The sequence below is a fragment of the Amycolatopsis sp. PSD-21 genome (assembly GCF_055561455.1).
This window is the reverse complement of the sequence record NZ_CM145712.1, coordinates 6,334,387-6,354,813: the sequence shown is the minus strand read 5'-3', so window position 1 is coordinate 6,354,813 and position 20,427 is coordinate 6,334,387. Positions and strand designations below refer to the sequence as shown.

Sequence of the window (20,427 nt, the reverse complement as noted above, 5' to 3'; positions counted from 1 at the left end):
TATTGGAACTGGGAAATGGCCAATCCGGCACTTAGCTTGAGTCGTATGAAGCGACTGACCTCGGCCCAGCTGATCAGCTCCGTCGGCGACGGCGCCTACTACGTCAGCTCGGCCCTCTACTTCACGCTCGTCGTGGGGCTTTCGCCCGCGCAGGTGGGCCTCGGCCTCACCGCGGGCTGGGCGGTCGGCTCGGTGGCCGGGATCGCCCTCGGACATGTGGCGGACCGTCGCGGCCCCAAGGGAACGGCCGTCGTCCTGGCGCTGGGCACGGCCGCGTCGGTGACGGCGTTCCTCTTCGTCGGCTCCGTCGTGACGTTCGTGATCGCGGCCTGCGTCTACGCCTGCTTTCAATGCGGTCTCGGCGCGGCGAGGCAGGCGTTGCTCGCCGGCCTGATCGACCCGGCCGAGCGCACGACGTTCCGCGCCCGGTTGCAGGCGCTTTCCAACGCGGGGATCGCGATCGGCGCGGCGCTCGGCGGTATCGCGCTGGCGCTCGGGACGCGGGAGGCCTTCCTGACCGTCTTCGTCCTCGACGCGCTGGCTTTCGTCGCCGCGGCGCTTGTGCTCCGCAAGGTGCCTTCGGTGGCTCCGGTGGCGGCACGGGAGGGCGAGCCGTCCGTCGCCGTTCTCCGTGATCGCCCGTACGCGTTGCTGGCGCTGCTCAACATGGTCATGTTGCTCTACATGCCGCTGTTCAGCCTGGTCCTGCCGCTGTGGATCTCGACCAGGACCGCGGCCCCGAGCTGGCTGGTCTCGGCGATGCTCGTGCTCAACACGGCGAGCGTGGTGGTCTTCCAGGTCCGCGTGGCGCGCGGCGTGACCGGGCTGCGCAGCGCCTCCCGCTACGCCCGGTACGCGGGACTGCTGCTCTTCTTCTCTTGCCTGGTGTTCTCGTTCTCCGCCATGGGCGAATCCGCGTGGGCGGCGGCGCTGGTCCTGCTTCTGGGGGCCGCGCTGCAGGTGGTGGGGGAGATGGCGCAGGCGGCGGGCTCGTGGGAGATCGGCTTCGGTCTCGCTCCCGAGGGTAAACAGGGTCAGTATCAGGGGCTTTTCGGCGCCGGGGCGGCCATCGCCCGCATGCTCGGCCCGGTGTTGCTGACCGGGCTGATCCTCGTCGGCGGCGCGGCGGGCTGGGTGGTACTGGGTGGGTTGTTCCTGGTGGCGGGCACGCTCACCGGCCCGGCCGTCCGCTGGGCGGAGCGGAGCTCACAGCGGTGTGATCCGGCGGACGGCGGCGCCGTCGCTCATGCCGGGCAGATCGATGGAGAGGCCGTTGTAGGTGACGGTGCCGTCCGGCCCGAGCGAGGCCGTGAAGTCGAGACCGTCGGCTGAAGCCTCGAGCGGGACTGGTCCCGGGATCAGCCTTCGAGTGCTCGCCGGAAGTGATCGGCGAGATCGAGTGCCGCGGCTTCTTCGCGGGTGTACCAGGTGAAGGCGTCGTGTTCCCCGGGATCGAGCACCACTTCGTCCGCGGTCTCTTCGGAGAGCGCGTACACCGTGGCGTGGATCCGCATCGGCTTGCCCGCGACGTCGTCCCAGCTGTGGGAGCCGCGTTCGCCGGTCACGCGGACGGTCAGCCCGGTCTCCTCGGCGAACTCGCGGACCACGGTCTCGTCGGGCCGCTCGCCCGGCTCGACGGTGCCGCCCGGCATCTCCCAGCGGCCGCCGAGGAAGGCGCCCGGCCGCCGCCGGATGAACAGGATCTTCCCGTCGCGGATGAGCCTGCCGTAGGCCAAGTACTTGTCCGTCACGAGCGCATCTTCCCGTATCCGAAATGCCCGCCGAATCAAGGACCGAAACTGTCCGCAATGCCTCGTAACGTGGGCTTCATGGAAAACACCGAGATCCGCCCCTTCCGCCTCGACATCCCGCAGGAGCAGCTGGACGAGCTGCACGCGAAGCTCGACAGCGCGCGCTGGCCCGCTCCGCTCCCCGGCGACGGCTGGGACACCGGCGTGCCGGTGGCGTGGCTGCGCGGACTCGCCGAATACTGGCGCGACGGCTACGACTGGCGTGCCGCCGAACGCGAGATCAACCGTCATCCGCAGTTCACCACGGTCATCGACGGCCAGAGGATCCACTTCCTGCACGTCCGCTCGCCCGAAGCCGGCGCGACGCCGCTGATCCTCACGCACGGCTGGCCGGGTTCGGTGGTGGAGTTCCTGGACGTCATCGGCCCGCTCACGGATCCGAAAGCGTACGGCGGAGACCCGGCGGACGCGTTCCACCTCGTGATCCCGTCGCTGCCCGGCTTCGGTTTTTCGGGCCCTGTCTCGGATTCCGGCTGGACCATGCCGCGGATCGGCCGGGCATGGGCGGAGCTGATGCGCCGCCTCGGCTACGAGCGCTACGGCGTGCAGGGCGGCGACCTCGGCGCTTCCGTGTCACCGGAGGTGGCCAGGGTCGCGCCGGACAAGGTGATCGGCGTGCACGTCAACGGCGGGCTGACCCCGATGCCGCCGATGTCCATGCCGGAGGAGGAGTTCGCGTCGCTCACCGACGTCGAACGTGACCGCGTCAAGCGGATCGAGGCCTTCATGCAGGAGGAGTTCGGCTACATCGCGATCCAGTCGACGCGGCCGCAGACCCTCGGCTACGGACTCGTGGACTCCCCGGTCGCGCAGCTGGCCTGGATCATGGACAAATTCCGTGAGTGGACGCATCCGCGCCCGACGTTGCCCGAAGAGATCATCGGCAAGGACCGGTTGCTGACCAACGTGATGTTCACCTGGCTCACCGGCACGGCGGCTTCGTCCGCGTACGTCGGCTACGCGCAGGCGGAAACCTGGGGAGCCGTCGAGAAGAACTCCGGCGTGCCGACGGCGGCGCTGGTCTTCGCGCACGACGTCGGGATCCGGCGTTACTCGGAGGACGCCCACACGATCGTGCGGTGGACCGACGTCGATCGCGGCGGGCACTTCGCGGCGTTGGAGGAGCCCGAGATCCTGGTCGCGGACGTGCGGGAGTTCTTCCGCTCGCTCAAGTGAGGAGGACGGCCGTTCGCCCGAGGAAGCGGCCGTAGGCATCCACTTCGGACTCCAGCCCGGCGATGGCGGACCGCGGCAGCGTGGCGAAGGGTTCCACGACGACCTTCGTCAGCTTCGCGGTCCGCTCGGTGTGCCAGGTTCCGGCGATCCGTCCGTCGATCAGCACGGTCGGCGCGATCATCCCGCCGCCGGAGTTGACGCGTTTCGTCTCGGCCGGATCGAGGAGCAGATCGCGGTCACGGTAACCCAGCAGGTACGTGTCGAAGGCGCCGAGCAGGCGCGGGGGACACGGGGGAGCGGACAGATCGGTCTCCGGGAGGGCGAAGGCCTTGCCGACGGGAACGGGGTCCAGCGCGGTGAAAGCCTTGCGGCAGAGGCCGATCGGGAGCCCGGACCAGGCGCTGAAGTCCTCGGTGGTCGCGACGCCATAGGCGGTCAGGTACCGGTGCGCGAGTTCGGTATGCGGTTCGTCCGGCGTGCGGCTCTCGGTGACCCACTCGTCGAGGAGCACGTACGTCGGTTCCGTGCCGACGTCCTGGCCTCGGCACAGCAGTCCGCGGTTGGCCGCATACGCCAAGAGATGCGCCGGTGCCTGAGACTTCGCGTCGAGCGCGATGCCCTCGGCGGCCAAGCCGTCCACGATCTCCTGTCGAGTGAGTTCCTTGCCCCGCAAGAGATCCTGGAGTTTCCCGAGCGCGCGTTCGCAGAGTTCGTCGGTGAGGTCCAGCTGCCTGCGCCGTCCCTGCCCCGCCTGGGCGTTGCGGGGGCCGAACAGCCGGTTCAGCCAGCGGAGATCCGCCGTCGGGACGAGATGGAGCGTCTTGCGCATCAGCCAGGTGCGCGTCACGGCGCGGGAAGCGTCGACGTCCGGAGCGGTCAGACCCCGGCTACGGGCCCGGATCGCGAGGCGGGCGGCGGGCGTCGACTGCGCCTGGACCGCGGCGACGGAACCGACCACGGCGAGCACGTCCCCGGCCGGCGCGGTCAGCAGTTGCGCGTGGGCGCGGACGGCGCGGATGTCGTTGCCGGACAGTGTCACCCGCTGACGATCTCATGGGCGTGCGCCGGTTCGGTGTGCACCACCGCTTCCGCGAGCCGCGGGAGGACCTCGCGCAGCCGCGCCTCGACACGATGGGCCAGGTGGTGTGCCTCGGTGACGCTCAGCCCGGCCTCGACCGACACCGCCAGTTCCGCGCGCAGGCTGTGCCCGATCCAGCGCATCCGCAGGTCCCGCGTGCCGAGCACACCCGGCACCTCGGCGGCCGCGCGTTCGGCGCGATCGACGTCGGCCGGGTCGACGGCGTCCATCAGGCGGCGGAAGACCTCCTTGGCCGCGTCGCGCAGGACGAACAGGATGGCGACGGTGATGGCGAGGCCGATGATCGGGTCGGCCATCGGGAACCCGAGCCCCACCCCGACGGCGCCGAGCACGACGGCGAGCGACGTGAAACCGTCCGTGCGGGCGTGCAGCCCGTCGGCGACCAGCGCGGCCGACCCGATCTCGCGGCCGACGGTGATCCGGTACCTGGCCACGAGTTCGTTACCCGCGAAGCCGATGACACCCGCCGCCGCGACCACCCACAGATGCTGGACCGGGCGTGGATCGAGCAGCCGGGTGACGGACTCGTAGCCGGCCAGGAAGGCCGAGGCGGCGATGAGCAGGACGACGATCACGCCGGCCAGGTCCTCGGCGCGGCCGAGCCCGTAGGTGTAGCGGCGGGTGGCGGCACGGCGGCCGAGCAGGAAGGCGATGCCGAGCGGGACCGCGGTCAGCGCGTCGGCGAAGTTGTGGATCGTGTCGCCGAGCAGGGCCACCGAACCGGTGATCAGCACGAGCGCGAGCTGGGCGACGGCGGTGACGAACAGGGCGGCGAACGACCAGATCAGCGTCCGGACGCCGCGTTTGCTGGTCTCCAGCGCGGAGTCGACGCGGTCGGCGCTGTCGTGGCTGTGCGGAGTCAGCAGATGCCGGAGACGGCCCTTCGCGGACTGGTGGCCATGACTGTGTCCATGCCCGGGCATCTTCCACCTCCTTGTCACAGTACCTGCGCAGTCATGCAGGTACGCAGGCAGAAGGATAGCGGCTATCCTCCTGGCATGCACGAGTCGGTCCCGGATTTCGAGATGCCCACCGAGGAGCAGGTCCACCTGGCCGCGGAGACGTTCCGGCTGCTCGCGGATCCGACGCGGGTCAAGGTCCTCTGGGCGCTGCTCCAAGGTGAGTCTTCGGTCGCCTGTCTCGCGGAACTGGCGGGAGCGGCGCCGACGGCGGTCAGCCAGCATCTCGCGAAACTGCGGCTCGCCGGACTGGTCAAGGGGCGTCGCGAGGGGACGTTCGTCTACTACTCGGCGGCCAACGACCACGTCCGCGGGCTGCTCGCGCAGGCCCTGTTCCACGCCGACCACATCGATCGGGACATCCCGGCACTGCATTCGGCGGGGAAACCCCACCGTCCGGCGGCGCGCTGAATCCGGCTACGGTGGAGCCGTGACCCAGCCCGCGTACCCGGCCGCCCTGTGGTGGCTGTTGTTGTGCGTGGTGGCGCTGGGTCTGGTCGGCATGCACCACGTCGTCGCTGAATCCGGGCACGACGCCGGGCACTCCGCCGTCGCGATGGCTGATCCGTGTTGCGCGGACACGTCTTCGCACGACGGCGTTGGACACGGTGGACACAGTGGACTGCACCTGTGCCTCGCGGTGCTCGCCGCGGCCGTGCTCCTGATCGTCTCCTGGCTGCTCGTCCGGAATGGACGGACGGTGACGACCTGGAAATCGCGTCCGCGCGGCGGTTCGGCGTCGGGCCGTGATCCGCCGCGCTGGAGACCGGTGCCCGAAAGATTGTCGCTTCTCTGCGTGTTGCGGGTGTGACAGGCGGGTTCGTCCCGTCCTGACCACAACCGATTTTAGAGGAAGAACCATGACCAGCAGGAAACTGGCCGGGGCCGCGCTCGCCGCCCTGGCCTCCTTCGCCGTGCTCACCGGCTGTGCCAGCTCCGACACCGCCTCCACCGGGCACTCCATGTCCACGGTGAAGGCGCCGGATCCCCAGCGGGCCGGCCACAACCAGGCCGACGTCACGTTCGCGCAAGGGATGATCCCGCACCACGAACAGGCACTCGAGATGGCGAAACTCGTCGACGGCCGTACTCGTAACGCGAAGATCGTCGACCTCGCCGCGCGGATCCAGAAGGCGCAGGATCCGGAGATCCAGCAGCTGAACGGATTGTTGAAGGGCTGGGGAGTGGCGCCGTCGGGCGAACACTCCGGGCACGGCTCGGCGTCCGGCATGATGACCGACGGCGATCTGGAGAAACTCGGCAAAGCCAAGGACGCCGCGTTCGACAAGCAGTGGCTCGAGATGATGATCGAACATCACGAGGGTGCGCTTTCGATGGCGAAGACCGCCCTGCAGCAGGGCAGCAACGCCGAGGTCAAGGCGCTGGCGCAGAAGGTGATCGACGGTCAGCAGGCCGAGATCACCGAGATGCGCGCACTGCTCGGCTGAGCCGGGACGGTGGCGCGGGCCGAGCTCGCGCCACCGCCTCCCGGAAGTGCGCGCACCGGGTGAAGTCGTCGTGCTCGCACCCGAGCGCGCAGTCGACGATCGTGAGCGACGCCTGCGCGGCCGCGATACGTCGTTCGAGTTCTTCTTTGTGGCGCTTGAGGATCGCTTCGCGCTCGCTGGGCTTGCCGAACATCTCGCGGATTCCGTCGAGGCTCAGGCCCGCCTCCTTCGAACGCAGGATGATCGCGATCCGGTGGAGGTCGTTGTCGTCGTACCGCCTCCGGCCGCCCGACCGGGCAGGCTCGAGGAGGCCGACGGATTCCCAATGGCGCAACACGTGCGTCGCCAGGCCGAAGCGCTCCGCGACCTCGCCGACGCTCAAGGTGCTTGACTTCATGTCGTCATTAAGTCGGACGATCCCCGGTATGTCCATGTTGCAGCGGCTCGACGCCGCCGATGCCCTGCCGGGAGCCGCCGAACTGCGGGCCCGGACCTACGAACTTCTCCGCCTCGAACCCGGCTCCGCCGTGATCGACGTCGGCTGCGGTGCCGGGCTCGCCGTATCCGAGTTGTCGTCACTGGGTTTCCGCGCCGTCGGTGTCGACCTTGCGGCGGAGATGGTGGACGAGGCCCGGCGGCGTTCACCCGATCGGGAGTTCCTGGTCGGGGACGCTTACGCGTTGCCGGTCGAGGGTGGGTTCGCGGGCTACCGGGCGGACAAGGTGTTCCATGAACTCGCCGATCCCGAGGCCGCCCTCGCGGAGGCTCGGCGGGTTCTGGTCCCTGGTGGACGGATCGTGTTGTCCGGGCCCGACTGGGAGGCGCTGGTGATCGATTCCAACTATCCGGCGCTGACCCGGGAGATCGTGCGTGCGCGGGCTTCGGTGATCACCGCGCCGCGGATCGCGCGTGGGTTCCGGCGGTTGCTTGTCGGGAGCGGGTTTCGTGAGGTGTCGGTCGAGGGAGTGGTCGGGTTCCTCGGTGGGGTGGGGTTCTTGCGTGGGCTGGTGGAGGTGGCTGTTCGGGCGGGGGCGATTTCGGTGGCGGAGGGGGAGATCTGGCTGGCGGATCAGGTCGGGGAGGTGGCTGTGCCGCAGTTCTTGGCTTCGGGGGTGGTGTGAGGTGGTCGTTGCCGGGATTTGGTGACGGGGGTCGGTGGTTGTTGTGCTCTGGCGTGAGGTGGGCTGGGCGTTGCCGGAATTCGGCGACGGGCAAGAGGGTGTTGGAAGCGTTGTGGTACACGGTGGTTTGAAGGCTTCCGGTTCTATGGTGGGTGGGTTCGGGCCGTTGCCGAAATTCGACGACAGGGCAACTTGGTGCCGAAACCGTTGTGGTTCAAAGGAAAAGCTCGTGGGTGCGAAAACTGTCGGTGGCCGGTTGTAGCTTCGGTGTGTGGATACCCGCAACGCCATTGTGGCGGTACTCAAGGAAATCACGTCGGCTGATGTTTTGAAGGAGGTCAATGGCGCGTTGGATATGTTGGAGGACGGCGATGCTGTTGCTGCTGCGGTGGCTGCGTCTGAGGGGATCGCGCGGTTGGAGGCGGTGCGGTTTCGTGCGTTGGCGCAGTTGAGTCGTCACCGTGGCGGTGCTGGCGGTGTGGTGCAGGAGGTTGCGCTGGGGTTGTCTGTTGTGGACGGTCACGCGGCTGGGCTGGTGTCGACGGCGGAGGCGTTGACCACGCGGCTTCCGTGCACGCTGGGGTTGCTGGATCGGGGCAAGGTGGGTGGCTATGGGGCGATGAAGGTCGCTGCCGCGACTGCGTGGCTGTCCGATGACGATGCGCGTGCGGTGGACGCGGTGCTGGAGGATCGGTTGCCGGGGCGGAATTCCGAGCAGGTTCGGAAGGCGGCGAATCATGCGGCGATGATGGCCGACCGCGAGGGCGCGGCCCGGCGTGCGGAGCGGCATCGTGCCGGGCGCCGGTTGTCGATCCGCCACGGCGAGGCTGGGGTGGCGTCGATCGAGGTCGAGGACGGGCCGGTGGAGAAGGTCGCCGCTGCCTACACCCGGATCGATCGTGAAGCCCGCGCTCTCAAGACTGGTGGGGAGCCTCGCACTCTGGATCAGCTGCGTGCGGATGTGGCCCTTGATTTGTTGCTGGGTGGGCAGGGTGGGAGTGAACGGTCCGAGGTGTTCCTGTACATGGATTTGAACACCTATCTCGGGCTGAACGATGATCCCGCCGAGCTCGCCGGGCACGGGCATATTCCGGCTGCCCTGGCCCGGCACATCGCCACCGGGCCCGATACCGTCCTGCGGCGGATCGTCACCGACCCCCTCTCGGGGCAGGTGCTGGATCTGGGTCGTGACCGGTATCGGCCCACCGCGGGGTTGGGGGAGTTCGTGCGGGTGCGGGACCGGGAATGCCGAAGACCCGGCTGCCACCGGGTCGCTCAGGCTTGCGATCTTGACCATGCGGTGCCGTGGCAGCACGGCGGCCACACCGCTCACACTGAGCTGATCGATCTGTGCCGCCGGGACCACCGGTTGAAAGACGAACCTGGCTGGGTCTACCGACTCGACGCCGACGGCACTCTCACCATCACCACGCCGACTGGGCAGAGCTACGACAGCACACCACCGCCACTGCACGAACCTCGTGCCGAGGAACCACCGTTCTGAAACGTCGCCGGAAAACGGCCACGGCGCCCCAGGGCTGGGACCATTGCCGAAAGACGGCCACGGGAGTCGATATGTAGTCCAAGGCACTTTGTTCGCCGAGTCCCAAGGGATACCGCCACCGCATTGCCCGAGATACGGCGACGGCTGAGCCCATCGACAGGGACTCGGTCCTGGGCGACCGTCCGCATCCCCGCGCCGCTTGGTTAAGGACTGCTGCCCGGCCAGGCGTTGCCGAAAAATGGCGGGCCGCGAGCACGCTCTGAGGTTCACAGCGGCGACAGTGCCTCGGTGAGGTGTCATCGCCGAATGACGGCCACGCGGGTCGATACGTAGCTCGTTCGCCGAGCCCCGGAGATACCGCCACCACATTGTCCGAAATACGGCAACGGCCGAGCGCGTGGACAGGACTCGCAGCGGCTGTCGCGCTGCATGCGGTCCTGGGGTTCATCCGCACCGGGCCGCACCATAGCCGTCATGCCGACGGCCAAAGTGCCCCATCGCCGAAATACGGCAAAGCGCTACATCATCAGGCATTCACAAGCGAGTGCCCAGCACCGACATGCCCAGCACCAGCTCGCTGGCCGGATCGCAGCCGAGAAGGTCCTCGACCAGTTCATCGCGAAGCGCCGCGGTGAACGTGACGTTCAGTCCCAGCGCGGTCGCCATCAGGTACACGGTCTGGCTCAGGTGCCCGACGTCCATCAGCAGTACCCGATAGGTGCGGCTCACCGGGTACTTCCATTGGTTCCGTTCGATGACGCTGGTATAGATCAGCAGCGCGCCGGCGTTCCGGGTCCACTGCTGGTCGCCGGCGAGGGTGGTCAGTTCGTCGTCGTCGAGCTTGGCGTCCAGTGGCGTGAGGCGATGCGAGAAACCGTCGTAGTGGTAGGCGCCCCGATCCAGGCCCTCGACGTTCCTCGCGTAGACGTACACCTCGGTCGGATGCCGGGCTCCGCCCGACGGGCTCGTCTTGAAGACGTTCCCGGTGGTGGGGATGTCGGAATGCGTTTCGGGCCTCGTCGGCCTCGCCACGGTGAGGAGAGTGCTCAAATCGCGCAGCCGCAAGGGTTCTTCGCCGAACTCGCGGACACTTCTGCGCTGGTTCAGCGCGTCGCCCAGCGCGATCGCGTTCAAGGGTTCCGGTGACGGTTCGGGCAGCGCTATCGCGTCGTGCTCGCCGGATGGCCTCACCGGAGAAGGCGGAGGACTGGCCTTCGCCTTCTCCAGCAAGGTTTTCGCCGTCATTTCGCTGGTCGTGAACTCGGTCTCCCGCAAGGAACGGGTGCCGAAGTGAAACGCCCGCGCGGACGTTCCCCAAGGGCCCCAATCCCGAAGGATCTCTTCTTCCCGTTGTTGCCTGGAAGAACCTTTGACCACCAGCACGTCGTACCGGATCATCGCTCGCGCGATACGGACGAGCCTTTCCCCGATCTCGGGATTCTCGTCCGCAGTGCGGATCGATTCCGGTTCCCGCCAAGAACTGAACCAGCGCAGCACGCGTTCGGTTCCCTCGGCGAGTTTCAGCTGGCGATGGCCGAGATGGTCGTCCCAGACGACGTCACCATCGGACCAATAAAGCGTTCCGCACGAGGAAACCCTGACCAGCATCGAATGTCTTGTGCCCCAGTCCCCAGTAATACGTTCCGAATACGTCAGGTCATTCAGCGTGGCGAGCGGAAAGGGGGCCCGCCGTGCGGAGGCGGCTCGAACCCGCCCCAAGTGCTCTGCGCCTTGTACTCCGCTTCGAGCTCGTACAAGAACTCGTCGTCATCCTCGTCGTGCATGCCGCCGATCCTCTCCGTGAGTGGTTACTCCGGTCAAGCGAATATACCCACGCCAACAGAGTACCGGAGCAGAATGGACAATTACGCCGAGTAATCGCTCAGGCGCTGTTTGAGTTCGCGAACCTCCGGCGACTCCGAAATGCCGAGATCGCTGTAGAGGCGCAATGCGAACCGGCGATGACGGTCCGCATTCAGTCGCTCACCGAGAATGTCGAACGCGAACGCCATCTCCTTGTGGGCGATGGGCAGCATGCTGCGATTCCCGGTCGATTCGAGCACTTCCACCGCGGTCGTCAACTGACTGACCGCGAGCGCGCCGTCACCGAGTCCGCGCGAATTGATACCGAGGGCGAGAAAGCATTCCGCCTCGAGATCGGGCGATTCGTTCTCCTGTGCCAGCCTCAGCGCCTTGTCGAGTTCCTCGGCGGCTTCGGGATAACGCCTGTTCTCGGTGTGGATCAGCCCGATCCGGTGCCTGGCGCGGGCTTCGATGAGCACGCTGCCATGGGCATGGGCGGTCTCGCGGACCCAGCCGAGGTGTTCGATCGCCTCGTCCGACTCGCCCTTGAGCCAGTGGGTGACCCCCGAGTTGCCCCTGGCCCGGCACTGCATCCGGATGTCGCCGGTGGTCGCTGCCAGCTCGAACACCTCGTTGAACAGCCTGTTCGCTTCGGTGAACTCGTCGAGCCGCCACAGGGTCAGCGCGTACATGTGCAGCGCCTGGTACTCGAGGACCACGTTCCCGGTGACCCGCGCCGCGGACAGGGCGAGGGTCTCCAGCTCCCTGGCCTGCCGGTAGTAGCCGCGGTTGTCGAAGTAGCGCCACACCGCCGAACAGAAGGGCACGAGGTCGGAGTACTGCTGGTGGTTGTTCATCGCGACGGCCACCGGCAGCACGTTCTGCCATTGCGCGTCCATCCAGTGCGCCGCCTGGTCGTAGTCCGCGAAGGACTGTCCGAACTCGCTCTTCGGGACCTCGAGGCCACCCGGCTCGTCTTCGGAGTCCGGGTCGATGAACTCCATCGCGGCCGCGACGGTGCTGCGGTAGTAGTCGAACAGCCGCCGCATCATCGCCTCGCGCTGGTGCTCGGGCTCCTCGGCGAGCAGGAGTTCACGACCATAGCTACGGAGCAGGTCGTGCATCTCGTATCGGTCCATCGACGGCTGGCGCAGCAGGTTCACGTCGACGAGGCGTTCGGCGAGACGGCGGGCCTCGCCGAGGCTCACTTCCGCCAGGGCCGCCGTCGAGTGGAGATCGAAAGCGGCGCCGGGATGATGGCTCAGCCGGCGGAAAACCCGGCGCTCGGTCTCGGTCAAGTTCAGATAGGACACCCGGAAGGCGCCCGCGACGTCGCGTTCCCCGGCGGTGAGCTCGCCGAACCGGTTCCGTTCGTCGCGCAGCTGCCTGGCGACGAAGTCGAGCGTCCACGACGCCCGCGCGCGCAGTCTGCTCGCCGTGACGGCCAGTGCGAGCGGGAGATCACCGCACAGGCTCGCGACCTGGTCGGCCGCGTCGGGGGATTCCCTCCTCAACCGCGACGGCCCGACGATCCTGCCGAGCAGATCCACGGCGTCGGCCCGGCTGAACGGTTCCAGTGAGAGGAGCTCGGCGCCGTCGAGGTCCACGAGCCGGGTGCGGCTGGTGATCAGCACGCAGCAACTCGCCGAGCCGGGCAGCAGCGGGTTCACCTGCGCCGCCCCGATGGCGTTGTCCAGCACCAGAAGCACGCGTTTGCCGGCGAGGCAGCTCCGGAAGAGCGCCGCGCGCTGTTCGGTCCCGGAGGGGATGTCCGAACCCTGGATGCCGAGCGACCGCAGGAGCGCTTCGAGCGCGGCTCCCGGGTCGACCGGGTCGCCCGCGGGCGAGAACCCTTCGAGGTTCACGAAGAGCTGCCCGTCGGGGAACAGCGGCGCGAGCCGGTGTGCGGCGTGGACGGCCAGCGCGGTCTTGCCGACCCCGGGCATCCCGTCGATCGCGATCAGCCTCGGCCCCGCCGAGGAGCCCGCCTGGCCGATCTCCAGGACGGTCCGCAGTTCCGCGGCGCGGCCGCCGAACGCGGGGAGATCCGCGGGAAGTTGCGCGGGGCGGGGGAACAGCGCCTTCTGCGCGTCCGCGTCCTCGCGCCGTCCGCCGGTGTCCATTCCGGCCCGGAGCCCGCCGACGCCGTAGCGGACGAGGGCGCCGTCCGTCATCAGCTCGGCGTCGGCGCGCAGGATCTGCTGGTGGAGCGCGCTCAGTTCGGCGCTCGGGTCGACGCCGAGCTCCTCGGCGAGCGCGACCCTGGTCCGGTCGAACGTCCGGAGCGCGTCGGCGCCGCGGCCCGCCCGGTAGAGCGCCAGCATGGTGAGGCACTGCAGGGTCTCGCGCGTGGGATGCCAGGCGGCGAGGTCGAAGGCCTCGCGAGCCGCCGCTTCGGTTTCGCCGAGCCGGAGCCTGGCACCGATCAGGAGCTCGCAGGCGGCCAGGCGTTCTTCGTCGAGGCGTCGCGCCGTCTGCTCGATGGCGTCGCCTTCGAGACCGTCGAACGCCGGTCCGCGCCAGAGCGAGAGCGCGTCCGCCAGCTTGGCGGCCGCCTGGGAGATCAGCCCGGCGGACAGGAGTTCGGCGCCCTGGTTGTAGTCCGCTTCGAAGCGGACCGAGTCGAGCGAGGCGCTGCTGACGACGACGCGGTACGCCGATCCGGTGGTGACCACGGCGGACCGGGCCACGCCGAGATCGTGCCGCAGCCGCGCGATCGCGTTGCTGACCTGGCGGACCGCGGTCTTCGGCGGGTTCTCCGGCCACATCGTGCCGATCAGGTACGACACCGGGACCAGCCTGCCCGCGTTGATCAGCAGGGCGGCGAGGAGGCGCTGTTCACGGCGTCCGCCCAAGCGGACGGGGACACCGTCGACCTCGGCTTCGAGCGGGCCGAGAACGGAGAAGCTGAGCTGGGATGGGCCGCCGGTGGGCGATCCCGCCGAATCGGGTAAACGATCAGCGGTCATATGCGACTATGTCGTCCGAGACCGTGAGCGTGCTCACGCACTACCTCCAGTCCGTTCGGCGGCTGACCGGCACCCTAGCCCACCGCTTCGGCCGCCAGCCAGGTCGGCGCGGTGCGCGCCTTACGGCATTCGGCCTAACGGACGGGCACGGGGCTGCCCTGAAACCGGTTCGATTCTACGCCCGGCCACTCCTGAACTGCGCGGATGCCATGCGGTGGAGAGCCGATGTAATTCCGATGCAGGGCCTTGGAAAGCTGAAGGCACAGCTGGCGGGTCGGAGCGACGGGGCAGCGCGCCGAACCGCGGGTAGGGGCTCCGCGGCGGTTGGCCTTCGAACTGGGGGTGGCCAACCGCCCTGGTAGCCCTTTCTTTCGTCACAGGTTGCTCCCAGCAAAGCGCGGCACACTGGACCAAAGAGGAGTGTGCCGCCATGAGTGCTCTAGGTGATCTGCTGGGCTACCTGCTCACCCTGTTCCTGATCGTGCTCATCGTCCGCATGGTGCTGGACTGGGTCGTCAACCTCGCCACCCGTCCGCCCGGCTGGGCCTTCCGGGCCCGCGGGATCGCCCATCGGCTGACCGAGCCCGTGCTGGCGCCGGTCCGCCGCGTCGTGCGCCCGGTTCGGGCAGGCGGGGTCGCGTTCGACCTCGCCTTCACCCTCGTGTTCCTCGGGGTCGTCCTCCTGCAGTCCCTCGCGTTCAGCCTCTGACCAGGTGTGATCCGCCTCGATTCCGGGTACCAGCCCACTGGAGGAGAGGAGTGCCCATGCGTCCGGTCTGGAGCGGTTCGCTTTCGCTCGGCCTGGTGACGGTGCCGGTCCGGCTCTACAGCGCGGTCGAGGACCATACGGTGCATTTCCGCCAGTTCCAGCGCGGAACCGAGGACCGCATCCGGTACCGGCGGGTGAACGAGCGCACCGGCAAGGAAGTCGACTACGAGGACATCGTCAAGGGTTACGAGCTCGACAACGGCGAGTACGTGGTCGTCGAACCCGAGGAGCTCGACGAGATCGCCCCCGGCCGGTCGAAGTCGCTCGACATCGAGAGCTTCGTCGCGCTGGACGAGATCGACCCGATGTTCTTCGACAAGACGTACTGGCTCGCGCCCGCGAAGGACGAGTTCGAGCGTCCGTACGCGTTGCTGCTCGAGGCGATGGACTCCTCTGGCAAGGCCGGGATCGCCAAGTTCGTCATGCGCGGCCGCGAGTACCTGTCGCTCGTCCGCTCCGGGGACGGCGTGATGGTGCTCAACACCCTGCATTTCGCCGCCGACCTGCGGGATCCCGCCGAGCAGCTGCCGGACCTGCCGGGCAAGGCGAAGGCGCGCGGCAAGGAACTCGACATGGCCGTCAACCTGATCGACGCGATGAGCGACGACTGGCGGCCCGAGGACTACCGCGACACCTACACCGACCGCGTGCGGGAGCTGATCAAGGCCAAGAAGAAGGGCGACACCATCACGCCCGCGACCGAACCCGGTGAGCCGACGAAGGTGGTCGACCTGTTCGAGGCGCTTTCGAAGAGCGTGGAGAGCGGGAAGGCCAAGAAGAAGTCGGGCGCGAAGAAGCCGGCCGCGAAGAAGACCGCGGCGAAGAAGGCTGCTGCGAAAGACCTGTCCTCGCTGTCGAAGGCGGATCTGGACAAGCTGGCGCGGGAGCGGAACATCAAGGGGCGGTCGAAGATGACCCGCGCCGGCCTGGAGAAGGCGCTCAAGGCGTCGTGACGACACCCGCCGTCGCCAGTTCGCCCGCGATGGCCTCGATCAGCAGCCGGACGTCCTCGGCCGCTGTCGCGTGCAGCCCTTCGGAAACGATCAGCACGTCGGACGTCGTGGCCGAGACCGCGGAGTGCCCGCTCTGCCGGTTCGTCCACCGGCGCGCGTGGGCTTGACCGTCCTCGTCGGCGAAGATCACCTCGCCGGGGTTCGGGTGTTCGACGGTGCCGGCGAAGGTCACGTACTTCTCGTCGCCCCGCGCGTGGCGGACCTCCAGCGAGCCGCTGATCTTCGCGACGTCGAGCACCGCGACCGGGATGGCGTAGGCGACCGAGACCGCGTTGCAGAGGTCGATCACCGGATGGATCCGGGGGAGCGTGCCTTCTTTCCGCAGCCTGCGCAGCAGTGACTCCGACGCGCAGCGGTACTGCGTCGGCTTCAGGCCCATCTTCGTGAACGCCCGCCGCCAGGCCTGGATCTCGGGGAATTCCGATTCGGGCCCGTCCGCGAGCCGCCGCGTCGCCCGCGCGAGGAACTTCTCGAGGTCGACCGGCATTTCCGTGGTGATGCCGGTGGCCTGCAGCGTGCCGACGGCGAGGCCGGGGTGAGCGGCGCGGATTTCCGGGTGGTGCTGGAGCTTCATGCCGAACCTGTCTACTGGGTGGTGAACGCGAGTTTGACGCCGAGCGCGGCGAAGGAACCGGCGAAGACCCGCCGGAGCCACGAGAGCACGCGCGGCCGGGAAAGGACGTGGTGCCGCACGCCGGCGGCGAGGACGCCGTACACGCTGAACACCACGAAGGTAGCCAGCATGAACACCCCGCTCAGCAGCAGCATCCGGGGAATCGAACCGGGCTCGCCCGCCGGGACGAACTGCGGGAGGAACGCGAAGAAGAACAGTGTCAGCTTCGGGTTCAGCACGTTGATCAGCACGCCGGAGGTGATCGTCCGCAGGGTCGACGCGGGTTCGGGATCACCGTCCACGACGATCGCTTCGCGGTCCTTCAACGTCGCCCACGCCATGTAGAGCAGGTAAGCGACGCCCAGGTACTTGATGATCTCGAACGCCACGGCGCTCGCGTGCAGCAGCGCCGCGAGGCCGGTGATCGCGGCGATCATGTGCGGGATGATGCCGAGGGTGCACGCCAGCGCGGCGATGACGCTCGCGCGTCTGCCCCGGGCCAGCCCGGCGGAAAGGGTGTAGACCACGCCGGTGCCGGGCGTGGCGACCACGACCAGCGTGGTGATCAGGAAGGCGATGCTCACGAGATCACTGTGCGCGCGTTTTGGTCCGACGGACAGAGCCAAAGCCGGTGGACTTCACAGGACCAAAGCCCGGCGTGAAGGGTTCACCGGATGGAGTGGCATGATGCACGCTCGCACGTCGACGAGGAAGGCCTTGGTTTGAGCGCGCGCACTTCCCAGGTGGACGACCTCCGGCTGGTGGCACAACCGAATGCCGTGTTGTGTTCCGAGCTCTTCGTCCGTCTCATCTTGTCGGATTGGTCCTTGCGGCCGTTGCTCGATCAGGCGAAGACCGCCGCCGCCAGATTGGTGGGCACGCTGGTCGACGCGGCCGATCCGAAGGAGCCGCCGTTCCTGACGCTGAGACTGCGCCTGCGGTCGGACGTGCTGGTCATCGAGGTCGACCACGAGCTGGACGGGCTCCCCGTGCCGACGCCCGCGCCGGGTGAGCGGACCGGGGTGGCGCCGAGCGAGACCCGCGGCGTGACCTTCTGGTGCGAGCTGCCGCTGCCCGGTGGCCTGTCGGCCGGACAGGTCCGGTTGCCGAGGCGGGGCGACCGTCGCACCCTGGTGGACGAACCCGTCTCCGGCGAGCCCGTCGGCGCCGATCCCGAAGTCCTGGAACGGCTTTTGACCCGGTTGAGCGGCTGGTCCGGCTGATGGCCACGAAGCGCGTCACCACACCGGTCCTGGAGATCGAGTACGAGCACTTCGGTGAAGCGGGCGGGCCGCCCGTGGTCCTGCTCCACGGCTTTCCGTACGACGTGCGGGCCTACGACGAGGTCGCCACGCTCCTCGCGGCGGACGGAGCCTCGGTGTACGTCCCGTATCTCCGCGGGTTCGGCGGGACGCGTTTCCTCGACGAGGCGACACCGCGCTCCGGACAGCAGGCCGCCCTCGCCCAGGACCTGCTCGATTTCCTGGACGCGCTGGGGTTGGAGAAGCCCGTCGTCGCGGGATACGACTGGGGTGGCCGCGCGGCGTGCATCGCGGCGGCGCTCCGGCCCGAGCGAGTGCGCGGGCTCGTCTCGGTGGACGGCTACAACGTCCAGAACCTCGCCTACGCGGGGAACCCGCACCGCCGGAATGGGAACGCACGTACTGGTACCAGTTCTACTTCCATTCCGAGCGGGGCCGTCGCGGGCTGGCGGAGAACCGCGACGAGCTGTGCGCCTTGTTGTGGCGCACCTGGTCGCCGACCTGGACCGGTGCCGCCGAGGCGTTCCCGGCCAGCGCCCCCAGCCTCCACAACCCGGACTTCGTCGACGTCGTCATCCACTCGTACCGGCACCGCTTCGGGCTGGTGGAAGGCGATCCGCGGTACCAGGCGCTCGAAGACCTGATCGCGGAGGAGCCGGCCATCACGGTGCCGGCGGTGGTGCTGGAAAGCGGGGACGACGGCATCGGCGGCCCGAGCGCCGAGGGCGACCGCGAGTACTTCACCGGGCCGTACGAGCATCGGGTCCTGCCGGGGGTGGGGCACAACGTCCCGCAGGAAGCCCCTGAAGCGTTCGCGGCCGCCGTGGCGTCGCTGCTCGGGTGAGGCCCATCACCCGTCCGTGCGCGTGACGAATCGCGATCTTCGTTTGTCCTTCGAGGGTAAGGCGTTCGATCCTGAGGAGGACACGATGTCGTTGGGTGACAAGATCAGCAACAAGGCCGAGGAGTTCGGCGGCAAGGCCAAGGAGGCCGCCGGCGACGCCACTGGCAACGAGGAACTGCGCGCGGAAGGTCAGGCGGACCAGGCGAAGGCCGGTCTCAAGGGCGCGGTCGAAAACGTCAAGGACGCCGTCGGCGACGTGGCGGACAAGGTCCGCGACACCTTCAAGAAGTAGCGTCTCCGGGCCGGGGCAGCGGATTTCCGCGCCCCGGCCCGTTTTTCAGTCGCGCAGGACCACCGGCAGGCTCGTGAGCCGCGTCCCCTGGATGCCGCCGAGGAACGTCTGCCGGAGTTCGCCGTAGGGCACGGCCAGCCGGGCTTCGGGGAAGTCCGTGCGCAGAACCGTCGCCACCGCCCGCAGTTCGAGCTGCGCGAGCTGGGCGCCGACGCAGAAATGCGGGCCCGCGCCGAAGGTCAGGTCCGGGCCCGGTTTCCTGGCCGGGTCGGTGTTGATGCCCTGGATGTCGACGAGCACCGGGGCCCCGGCGGGGAGCCGGATCCCGGCCAGGTCGAGTTCCGCGGTGGTGAACCGCCAGAGCGTGAACGGCGCGGGCGGATGTTCCCGGAGCGTTTCGCGGACGAGATCGTTCACGGAGGCGTCGTCCTCGTTCAGGAGCCGCGAGATCAGGAACCCGATCGAGGCGTCGGTGGTCAGCTGTCCGGCGAAGATCAACGCGAACAGGTGATACCTCAGGTCCTTTTCGGACGTCTCGGGCGGGAGGTTGTCGCGGAGTTCCGTCGCGAGCCCCGTCCGGTTCGGTGTCAGTCCGGCGGCGGCGAGATCCGCGATCGCGGCGATGGCCTTGCCCTGTGCGCCCGGTTCGGGGTCGGACATGCGCCGGCAGGCGTCGACCGCGGCGTCGAGCAGGTGCAGCGGGATGCCGAGCAGATCGAGCAGGACGGTCAGCGGGAAACGGGTGGAGAACCCGTCCATGAGGTCGACCGTGCCGTCGCCGAGATCGGCCAGCAGTGTTCGCGCGATCCGGTGAATCCGATCGGATTGCGCCTGGATCCGTTTGGCGCTCAGCAAAGGAGCGTGCGCTCGCCGCAAGAGCGCGTGGCCGGGGCCGTCCAACGTGGTGAGGGACGGCTGTTCGGCGGCGGTTTGTTCGAACCTGGTCCAGCCCTCGGGGGCGAGCGCGGGATCCTTGGCGAAACGCGGGTCCGCCAGGACCTCGCGGGCCAGCTTTTCCTCGGTCACTATCCACGCGCTCCCGCTTTCGGGGGCGGCCACTTCGACGAGGGGGCCGGCGGCCCGCAGCGCGGGGCGGACGGGGTCGGGTTCGGTGATGCCGCGGGTCGTCGCGGCGAACGGATCGGGGAGCACCAGAACTCCTTCATGAGAAAGTTGCTTCATCATGAAGGTATATTTGCGGCCGGTAGGTTGTCAAAGCACGGATCCGAGGAGGGGTGATGGCGGACGATGTCGCGGCGCGGAGCGCGTCGCTGCTGGACGGCCTCCGGAGTTTCGGGGCGAACTACACCGAGTTCACCCGGCGGTTCGCGGACTGGCTCGGCCTGCACGCCACCGACGCCGCCGCGCTGGTGGAGATCCTCTACGCCGAAGACACCGGCTCGCCGCTGTCCCCGGCCCGGCTCGGCGAACGCATCGCGCTGACCTCCGGCGCGACCACGAATCTGCTGAACCGGCTGGAAAACCTCGGCTACGTGGTGCGAACCAGGGAGAACGCCGACCGGCGGCGGGTGACCCTGCGCAGCGGCCCGGACATCCAGGGGCCGGCGCGCGAGTTCTTCGGCCCGTTCAGCGCCGGGCTCGCGGCGCTGGTGGCGGGGTACCCGGCGGAGGAGATCGAACGGTTCGAGGCCTTCCTGCGGCATCTGAAGTCCACAATGGACAGCGTGCTCGAAGAACAGGGGTGACCCGGACCAGTCCGATCCGCCCTCGGCACCGAATCCCT

Annotated in this window: 24 protein-coding genes; 14 read left to right on the top strand and 10 right to left on the bottom strand. The window is 68.5% G+C overall.

The features are described from left to right. The first annotated feature begins 45 nt into the window (after positions 1-45). Positions 46-1,332: an MFS transporter gene (locus ACZ1DY_RS29660; RefSeq protein ID WP_465481625.1), complete on the top strand. Its 1,287-nt coding sequence runs from the start codon at positions 46-48 to the stop codon at positions 1,330-1,332. Positions 1,333-1,358: 26 nt separating this feature from the next. Here ACZ1DY_RS29660 and ACZ1DY_RS29655 read toward each other — a convergent pair whose 3' ends face one another. After that, complete coding sequence (locus ACZ1DY_RS29655) at positions 1,359-1,751, bottom strand: NUDIX hydrolase (protein WP_126733638.1); 393 nt, start codon at positions 1,749-1,751, stop codon at positions 1,359-1,361. A gap of 78 nt (positions 1,752-1,829) precedes the next feature. On the opposite strand from ACZ1DY_RS29655, the gene ACZ1DY_RS29650 reads away from it, so the two are divergent. After that, on the top strand, positions 1,830-2,987 hold the full coding sequence (locus ACZ1DY_RS29650) for an epoxide hydrolase family protein (protein WP_465481624.1): 1,158 nt from the start codon (positions 1,830-1,832) through the stop codon (positions 2,985-2,987). Here the strand turns inward: ACZ1DY_RS29650 and ACZ1DY_RS29645 are convergent. Both ACZ1DY_RS29645 and ACZ1DY_RS29640 read right to left on the bottom strand, forming a co-directional pair. Then, positions 2,980-4,026 (bottom strand): winged helix DNA-binding domain-containing protein, encoded by a 1,047-nt coding sequence (locus tag ACZ1DY_RS29645; RefSeq protein WP_465481623.1) that lies wholly within the window; start codon positions 4,024-4,026, stop codon positions 2,980-2,982. The two genes, ACZ1DY_RS29650 and ACZ1DY_RS29645, sit on opposite strands and share 8 nt — an antisense overlap. Continuing rightward, positions 4,023-5,009 (bottom strand): cation diffusion facilitator family transporter, encoded by a 987-nt coding sequence (locus ACZ1DY_RS29640; RefSeq protein WP_465481622.1) that lies wholly within the window; start codon positions 5,007-5,009, stop codon positions 4,023-4,025. Before ACZ1DY_RS29640 ends, ACZ1DY_RS29645 begins: the two co-directional genes overlap by 4 nt. 75 nt (positions 5,010-5,084) lie before the next feature. Between ACZ1DY_RS29640 and ACZ1DY_RS29635 the strand changes: the two genes are divergently transcribed. From ACZ1DY_RS29635 to ACZ1DY_RS29625, 3 genes are read left to right on the top strand one after another with little or no spacing between them, the layout of a single operon-like run. Then, positions 5,085-5,456, top strand: a complete 372-nt coding sequence (locus ACZ1DY_RS29635) for an ArsR/SmtB family transcription factor (RefSeq protein ID WP_192741235.1) — start codon at positions 5,085-5,087, stop codon at positions 5,454-5,456. A 19-nt stretch (positions 5,457-5,475) separates the two neighbouring features. Beyond that, on the top strand, positions 5,476-5,856 hold the full coding sequence (locus ACZ1DY_RS29630; protein ID WP_465481621.1) for a DUF6153 family protein: 381 nt from the start codon (positions 5,476-5,478) through the stop codon (positions 5,854-5,856). Positions 5,857-5,905: 49 nt separating this feature from the next. Then, positions 5,906-6,493 (top strand): DUF305 domain-containing protein, encoded by a 588-nt coding sequence (locus tag ACZ1DY_RS29625; RefSeq protein WP_465481620.1) that lies wholly within the window; start codon positions 5,906-5,908, stop codon positions 6,491-6,493. Here ACZ1DY_RS29625 and ACZ1DY_RS29620 read toward each other — a convergent pair. Next, positions 6,465-6,890 carry a helix-turn-helix domain-containing protein gene (locus tag ACZ1DY_RS29620; protein WP_257485459.1) on the bottom strand — a complete coding sequence of 142 codons (426 nt, stop codon included), beginning with the start codon at positions 6,888-6,890 and terminating at the stop codon, positions 6,465-6,467. The genes ACZ1DY_RS29625 and ACZ1DY_RS29620 overlap by 29 nt on opposite strands. 28 nt (positions 6,891-6,918) lie before the next feature. Between ACZ1DY_RS29620 and ACZ1DY_RS29615 the strand changes: the two genes are divergently transcribed. After that, positions 6,919-7,614: a methyltransferase domain-containing protein gene (locus tag ACZ1DY_RS29615; protein ID WP_465481619.1), complete on the top strand. Its 696-nt coding sequence runs from the start codon at positions 6,919-6,921 to the stop codon at positions 7,612-7,614. Positions 7,615-7,969: 355 nt separating this feature from the next. Further along, positions 7,970-9,118, top strand: a complete 1,149-nt coding sequence (locus tag ACZ1DY_RS29610; protein WP_465485726.1) for an HNH endonuclease signature motif containing protein — start codon at positions 7,970-7,972, stop codon at positions 9,116-9,118. Between the two features lie 534 nt (positions 9,119-9,652). On the opposite strand, the gene ACZ1DY_RS29605 is transcribed toward ACZ1DY_RS29610, so the two are convergent. The 3 genes from ACZ1DY_RS29605 to ACZ1DY_RS29595 all read right to left on the bottom strand — a co-directional run bounded on the left by ACZ1DY_RS29605 (position 9,653) and on the right by ACZ1DY_RS29595 (position 13,890). Further along, positions 9,653-10,726, bottom strand: coding sequence for a SagB/ThcOx family dehydrogenase (locus ACZ1DY_RS29605; protein ID WP_465481618.1), 1,074 nt, complete (start codon positions 10,724-10,726; stop codon positions 9,653-9,655). Positions 10,727-10,779: 53 nt separating this feature from the next. After that, a complete protein-coding gene (locus tag ACZ1DY_RS29600; RefSeq protein ID WP_257485462.1) occupies positions 10,780-10,902 on the bottom strand; it encodes a hypothetical protein in 123 nt (40 codons plus the stop codon). Positions 10,903-10,983: 81 nt separating this feature from the next. Next, positions 10,984-13,890 carry an AfsR/SARP family transcriptional regulator gene (locus tag ACZ1DY_RS29595; RefSeq protein ID WP_465481617.1) on the bottom strand — a complete coding sequence of 969 codons (2,907 nt, stop codon included), beginning with the start codon at positions 13,888-13,890 and terminating at the stop codon, positions 10,984-10,986. 430 nt (positions 13,891-14,320) lie between these two features. Between ACZ1DY_RS29595 and ACZ1DY_RS29590 the strand changes: the two genes are divergently transcribed. Then, entirely contained in the window at positions 14,321-14,599 is a 279-nt protein-coding gene (locus ACZ1DY_RS29590; protein ID WP_126736729.1) for a YggT family protein, read from the top strand. 56 nt (positions 14,600-14,655) lie between these two features. After that, on the top strand, positions 14,656-15,612 hold the full coding sequence (gene ku / locus ACZ1DY_RS29585) for a non-homologous end joining protein Ku (protein ID WP_126736728.1): 957 nt from the start codon (positions 14,656-14,658) through the stop codon (positions 15,610-15,612). On the opposite strand, the gene ACZ1DY_RS29580 is transcribed toward ku, so the two are convergent. Both ACZ1DY_RS29580 and ACZ1DY_RS29575 read right to left on the bottom strand, forming a co-directional pair. Continuing rightward, the gene (locus tag ACZ1DY_RS29580) at positions 15,599-16,246 is read right to left on the bottom strand and encodes a B3/B4 domain-containing protein (RefSeq protein ID WP_465481616.1); all 648 of its coding nucleotides are present in this window, start codon (positions 16,244-16,246) and stop codon (positions 15,599-15,601) included. The two genes, ku and ACZ1DY_RS29580, sit on opposite strands and share 14 nt — an antisense overlap. Positions 16,247-16,257: 11 nt before the next feature. Then, positions 16,258-16,869: a LysE family translocator gene (locus tag ACZ1DY_RS29575; RefSeq protein WP_192741244.1), complete on the bottom strand. Its 612-nt coding sequence runs from the start codon at positions 16,867-16,869 to the stop codon at positions 16,258-16,260. Positions 16,870-17,007: 138 nt separating this feature from the next. On the opposite strand from ACZ1DY_RS29575, the gene ACZ1DY_RS29570 reads away from it, so the two are divergent. The 4 genes from ACZ1DY_RS29570 (at position 17,008) to ACZ1DY_RS29555 (ending at position 18,683) form a co-directional block, all read left to right on the top strand. Next, positions 17,008-17,508 (top strand): ATP-binding protein, encoded by a 501-nt coding sequence (locus ACZ1DY_RS29570; RefSeq protein ID WP_257489932.1) that lies wholly within the window; start codon positions 17,008-17,010, stop codon positions 17,506-17,508. Further along, positions 17,508-18,191 (top strand): alpha/beta fold hydrolase, encoded by a 684-nt coding sequence (locus tag ACZ1DY_RS29565; RefSeq protein WP_465481615.1) that lies wholly within the window; start codon positions 17,508-17,510, stop codon positions 18,189-18,191. The genes ACZ1DY_RS29570 and ACZ1DY_RS29565 overlap by 1 nt, the downstream gene beginning before the upstream one ends. Further along, complete coding sequence (locus ACZ1DY_RS29560) at positions 18,152-18,391, top strand: hypothetical protein (RefSeq protein ID WP_465481614.1); 240 nt, start codon at positions 18,152-18,154, stop codon at positions 18,389-18,391. The genes ACZ1DY_RS29565 and ACZ1DY_RS29560 overlap by 40 nt, the downstream gene beginning before the upstream one ends. 85 nt (positions 18,392-18,476) lie before the next feature. Continuing rightward, on the top strand, positions 18,477-18,683 hold the full coding sequence (locus ACZ1DY_RS29555) for a CsbD family protein (protein ID WP_126736724.1): 207 nt from the start codon (positions 18,477-18,479) through the stop codon (positions 18,681-18,683). A gap of 45 nt (positions 18,684-18,728) precedes the next feature. Here the strand turns inward: ACZ1DY_RS29555 and ACZ1DY_RS29550 are convergent, their stop codons facing one another. Continuing rightward, a complete protein-coding gene (locus ACZ1DY_RS29550; protein ID WP_465481613.1) occupies positions 18,729-19,835 on the bottom strand; it encodes a cytochrome P450 in 1,107 nt (368 codons plus the stop codon). Between the two features lie 86 nt (positions 19,836-19,921). On the opposite strand from ACZ1DY_RS29550, the gene ACZ1DY_RS29545 reads away from it, so the two are divergent. Further along, the gene (locus ACZ1DY_RS29545) at positions 19,922-20,389 is read left to right on the top strand and encodes a MarR family winged helix-turn-helix transcriptional regulator (RefSeq protein ID WP_465481612.1); all 468 of its coding nucleotides are present in this window, start codon (positions 19,922-19,924) and stop codon (positions 20,387-20,389) included. Positions 20,390-20,427: the final 38 nt, after the last annotated feature.

What these genes read in the sequence shown, in the direction of transcription:
- ACZ1DY_RS29660 (WP_465481625.1), top strand. Translation starts at nt 46, where the DNA reads ATGAAGCGACTGACCTCGGCCCAGCTGATCAGCTCCGTCGGCGACGGC.
- ACZ1DY_RS29650 (WP_465481624.1), top strand. Translation starts at nt 1,830, where the DNA reads ATGGAAAACACCGAGATCCGCCCCTTCCGCCTCGACATCCCGCAGGAG.
- ACZ1DY_RS29640 (WP_465481622.1), bottom strand. Translation starts at nt 5,009, where the DNA reads ATGCCCGGGCATGGACACAGTCATGGCCACCAGTCCGCGAAGGGCCGT.
- ACZ1DY_RS29635 (WP_192741235.1), top strand. Translation starts at nt 5,085, where the DNA reads ATGCACGAGTCGGTCCCGGATTTCGAGATGCCCACCGAGGAGCAGGTC.
- ACZ1DY_RS29625 (WP_465481620.1), top strand. Translation starts at nt 5,906, where the DNA reads ATGACCAGCAGGAAACTGGCCGGGGCCGCGCTCGCCGCCCTGGCCTCC.
- ACZ1DY_RS29620 (WP_257485459.1), bottom strand. Translation starts at nt 6,890, where the DNA reads ATGAAGTCAAGCACCTTGAGCGTCGGCGAGGTCGCGGAGCGCTTCGGC.
- ACZ1DY_RS29615 (WP_465481619.1), top strand. Translation starts at nt 6,919, where the DNA reads ATGTCCATGTTGCAGCGGCTCGACGCCGCCGATGCCCTGCCGGGAGCC.
- ACZ1DY_RS29610 (WP_465485726.1), top strand. Translation starts at nt 7,970, where the DNA reads ATGTTGGAGGACGGCGATGCTGTTGCTGCTGCGGTGGCTGCGTCTGAG.
- ACZ1DY_RS29605 (WP_465481618.1), bottom strand. Translation starts at nt 10,726, where the DNA reads ATGCTGGTCAGGGTTTCCTCGTGCGGAACGCTTTATTGGTCCGATGGT.
- ACZ1DY_RS29600 (WP_257485462.1), bottom strand. Translation starts at nt 10,902, where the DNA reads ATGCACGACGAGGATGACGACGAGTTCTTGTACGAGCTCGAAGCGGAG.
- ACZ1DY_RS29595 (WP_465481617.1), bottom strand. Translation starts at nt 13,890, where the DNA reads ATGACCGCTGATCGTTTACCCGATTCGGCGGGATCGCCCACCGGCGGC.
- ACZ1DY_RS29590 (WP_126736729.1), top strand. Translation starts at nt 14,321, where the DNA reads ATGAGTGCTCTAGGTGATCTGCTGGGCTACCTGCTCACCCTGTTCCTG.
- ku (WP_126736728.1), top strand. Translation starts at nt 14,656, where the DNA reads ATGCGTCCGGTCTGGAGCGGTTCGCTTTCGCTCGGCCTGGTGACGGTG.
- ACZ1DY_RS29580 (WP_465481616.1), bottom strand. Translation starts at nt 16,246, where the DNA reads ATGAAGCTCCAGCACCACCCGGAAATCCGCGCCGCTCACCCCGGCCTC.
- ACZ1DY_RS29565 (WP_465481615.1), top strand. Translation starts at nt 17,508, where the DNA reads ATGGCCACGAAGCGCGTCACCACACCGGTCCTGGAGATCGAGTACGAG.
- ACZ1DY_RS29555 (WP_126736724.1), top strand. Translation starts at nt 18,477, where the DNA reads ATGTCGTTGGGTGACAAGATCAGCAACAAGGCCGAGGAGTTCGGCGGC.
- ACZ1DY_RS29545 (WP_465481612.1), top strand. Translation starts at nt 19,922, where the DNA reads ATGGCGGACGATGTCGCGGCGCGGAGCGCGTCGCTGCTGGACGGCCTC.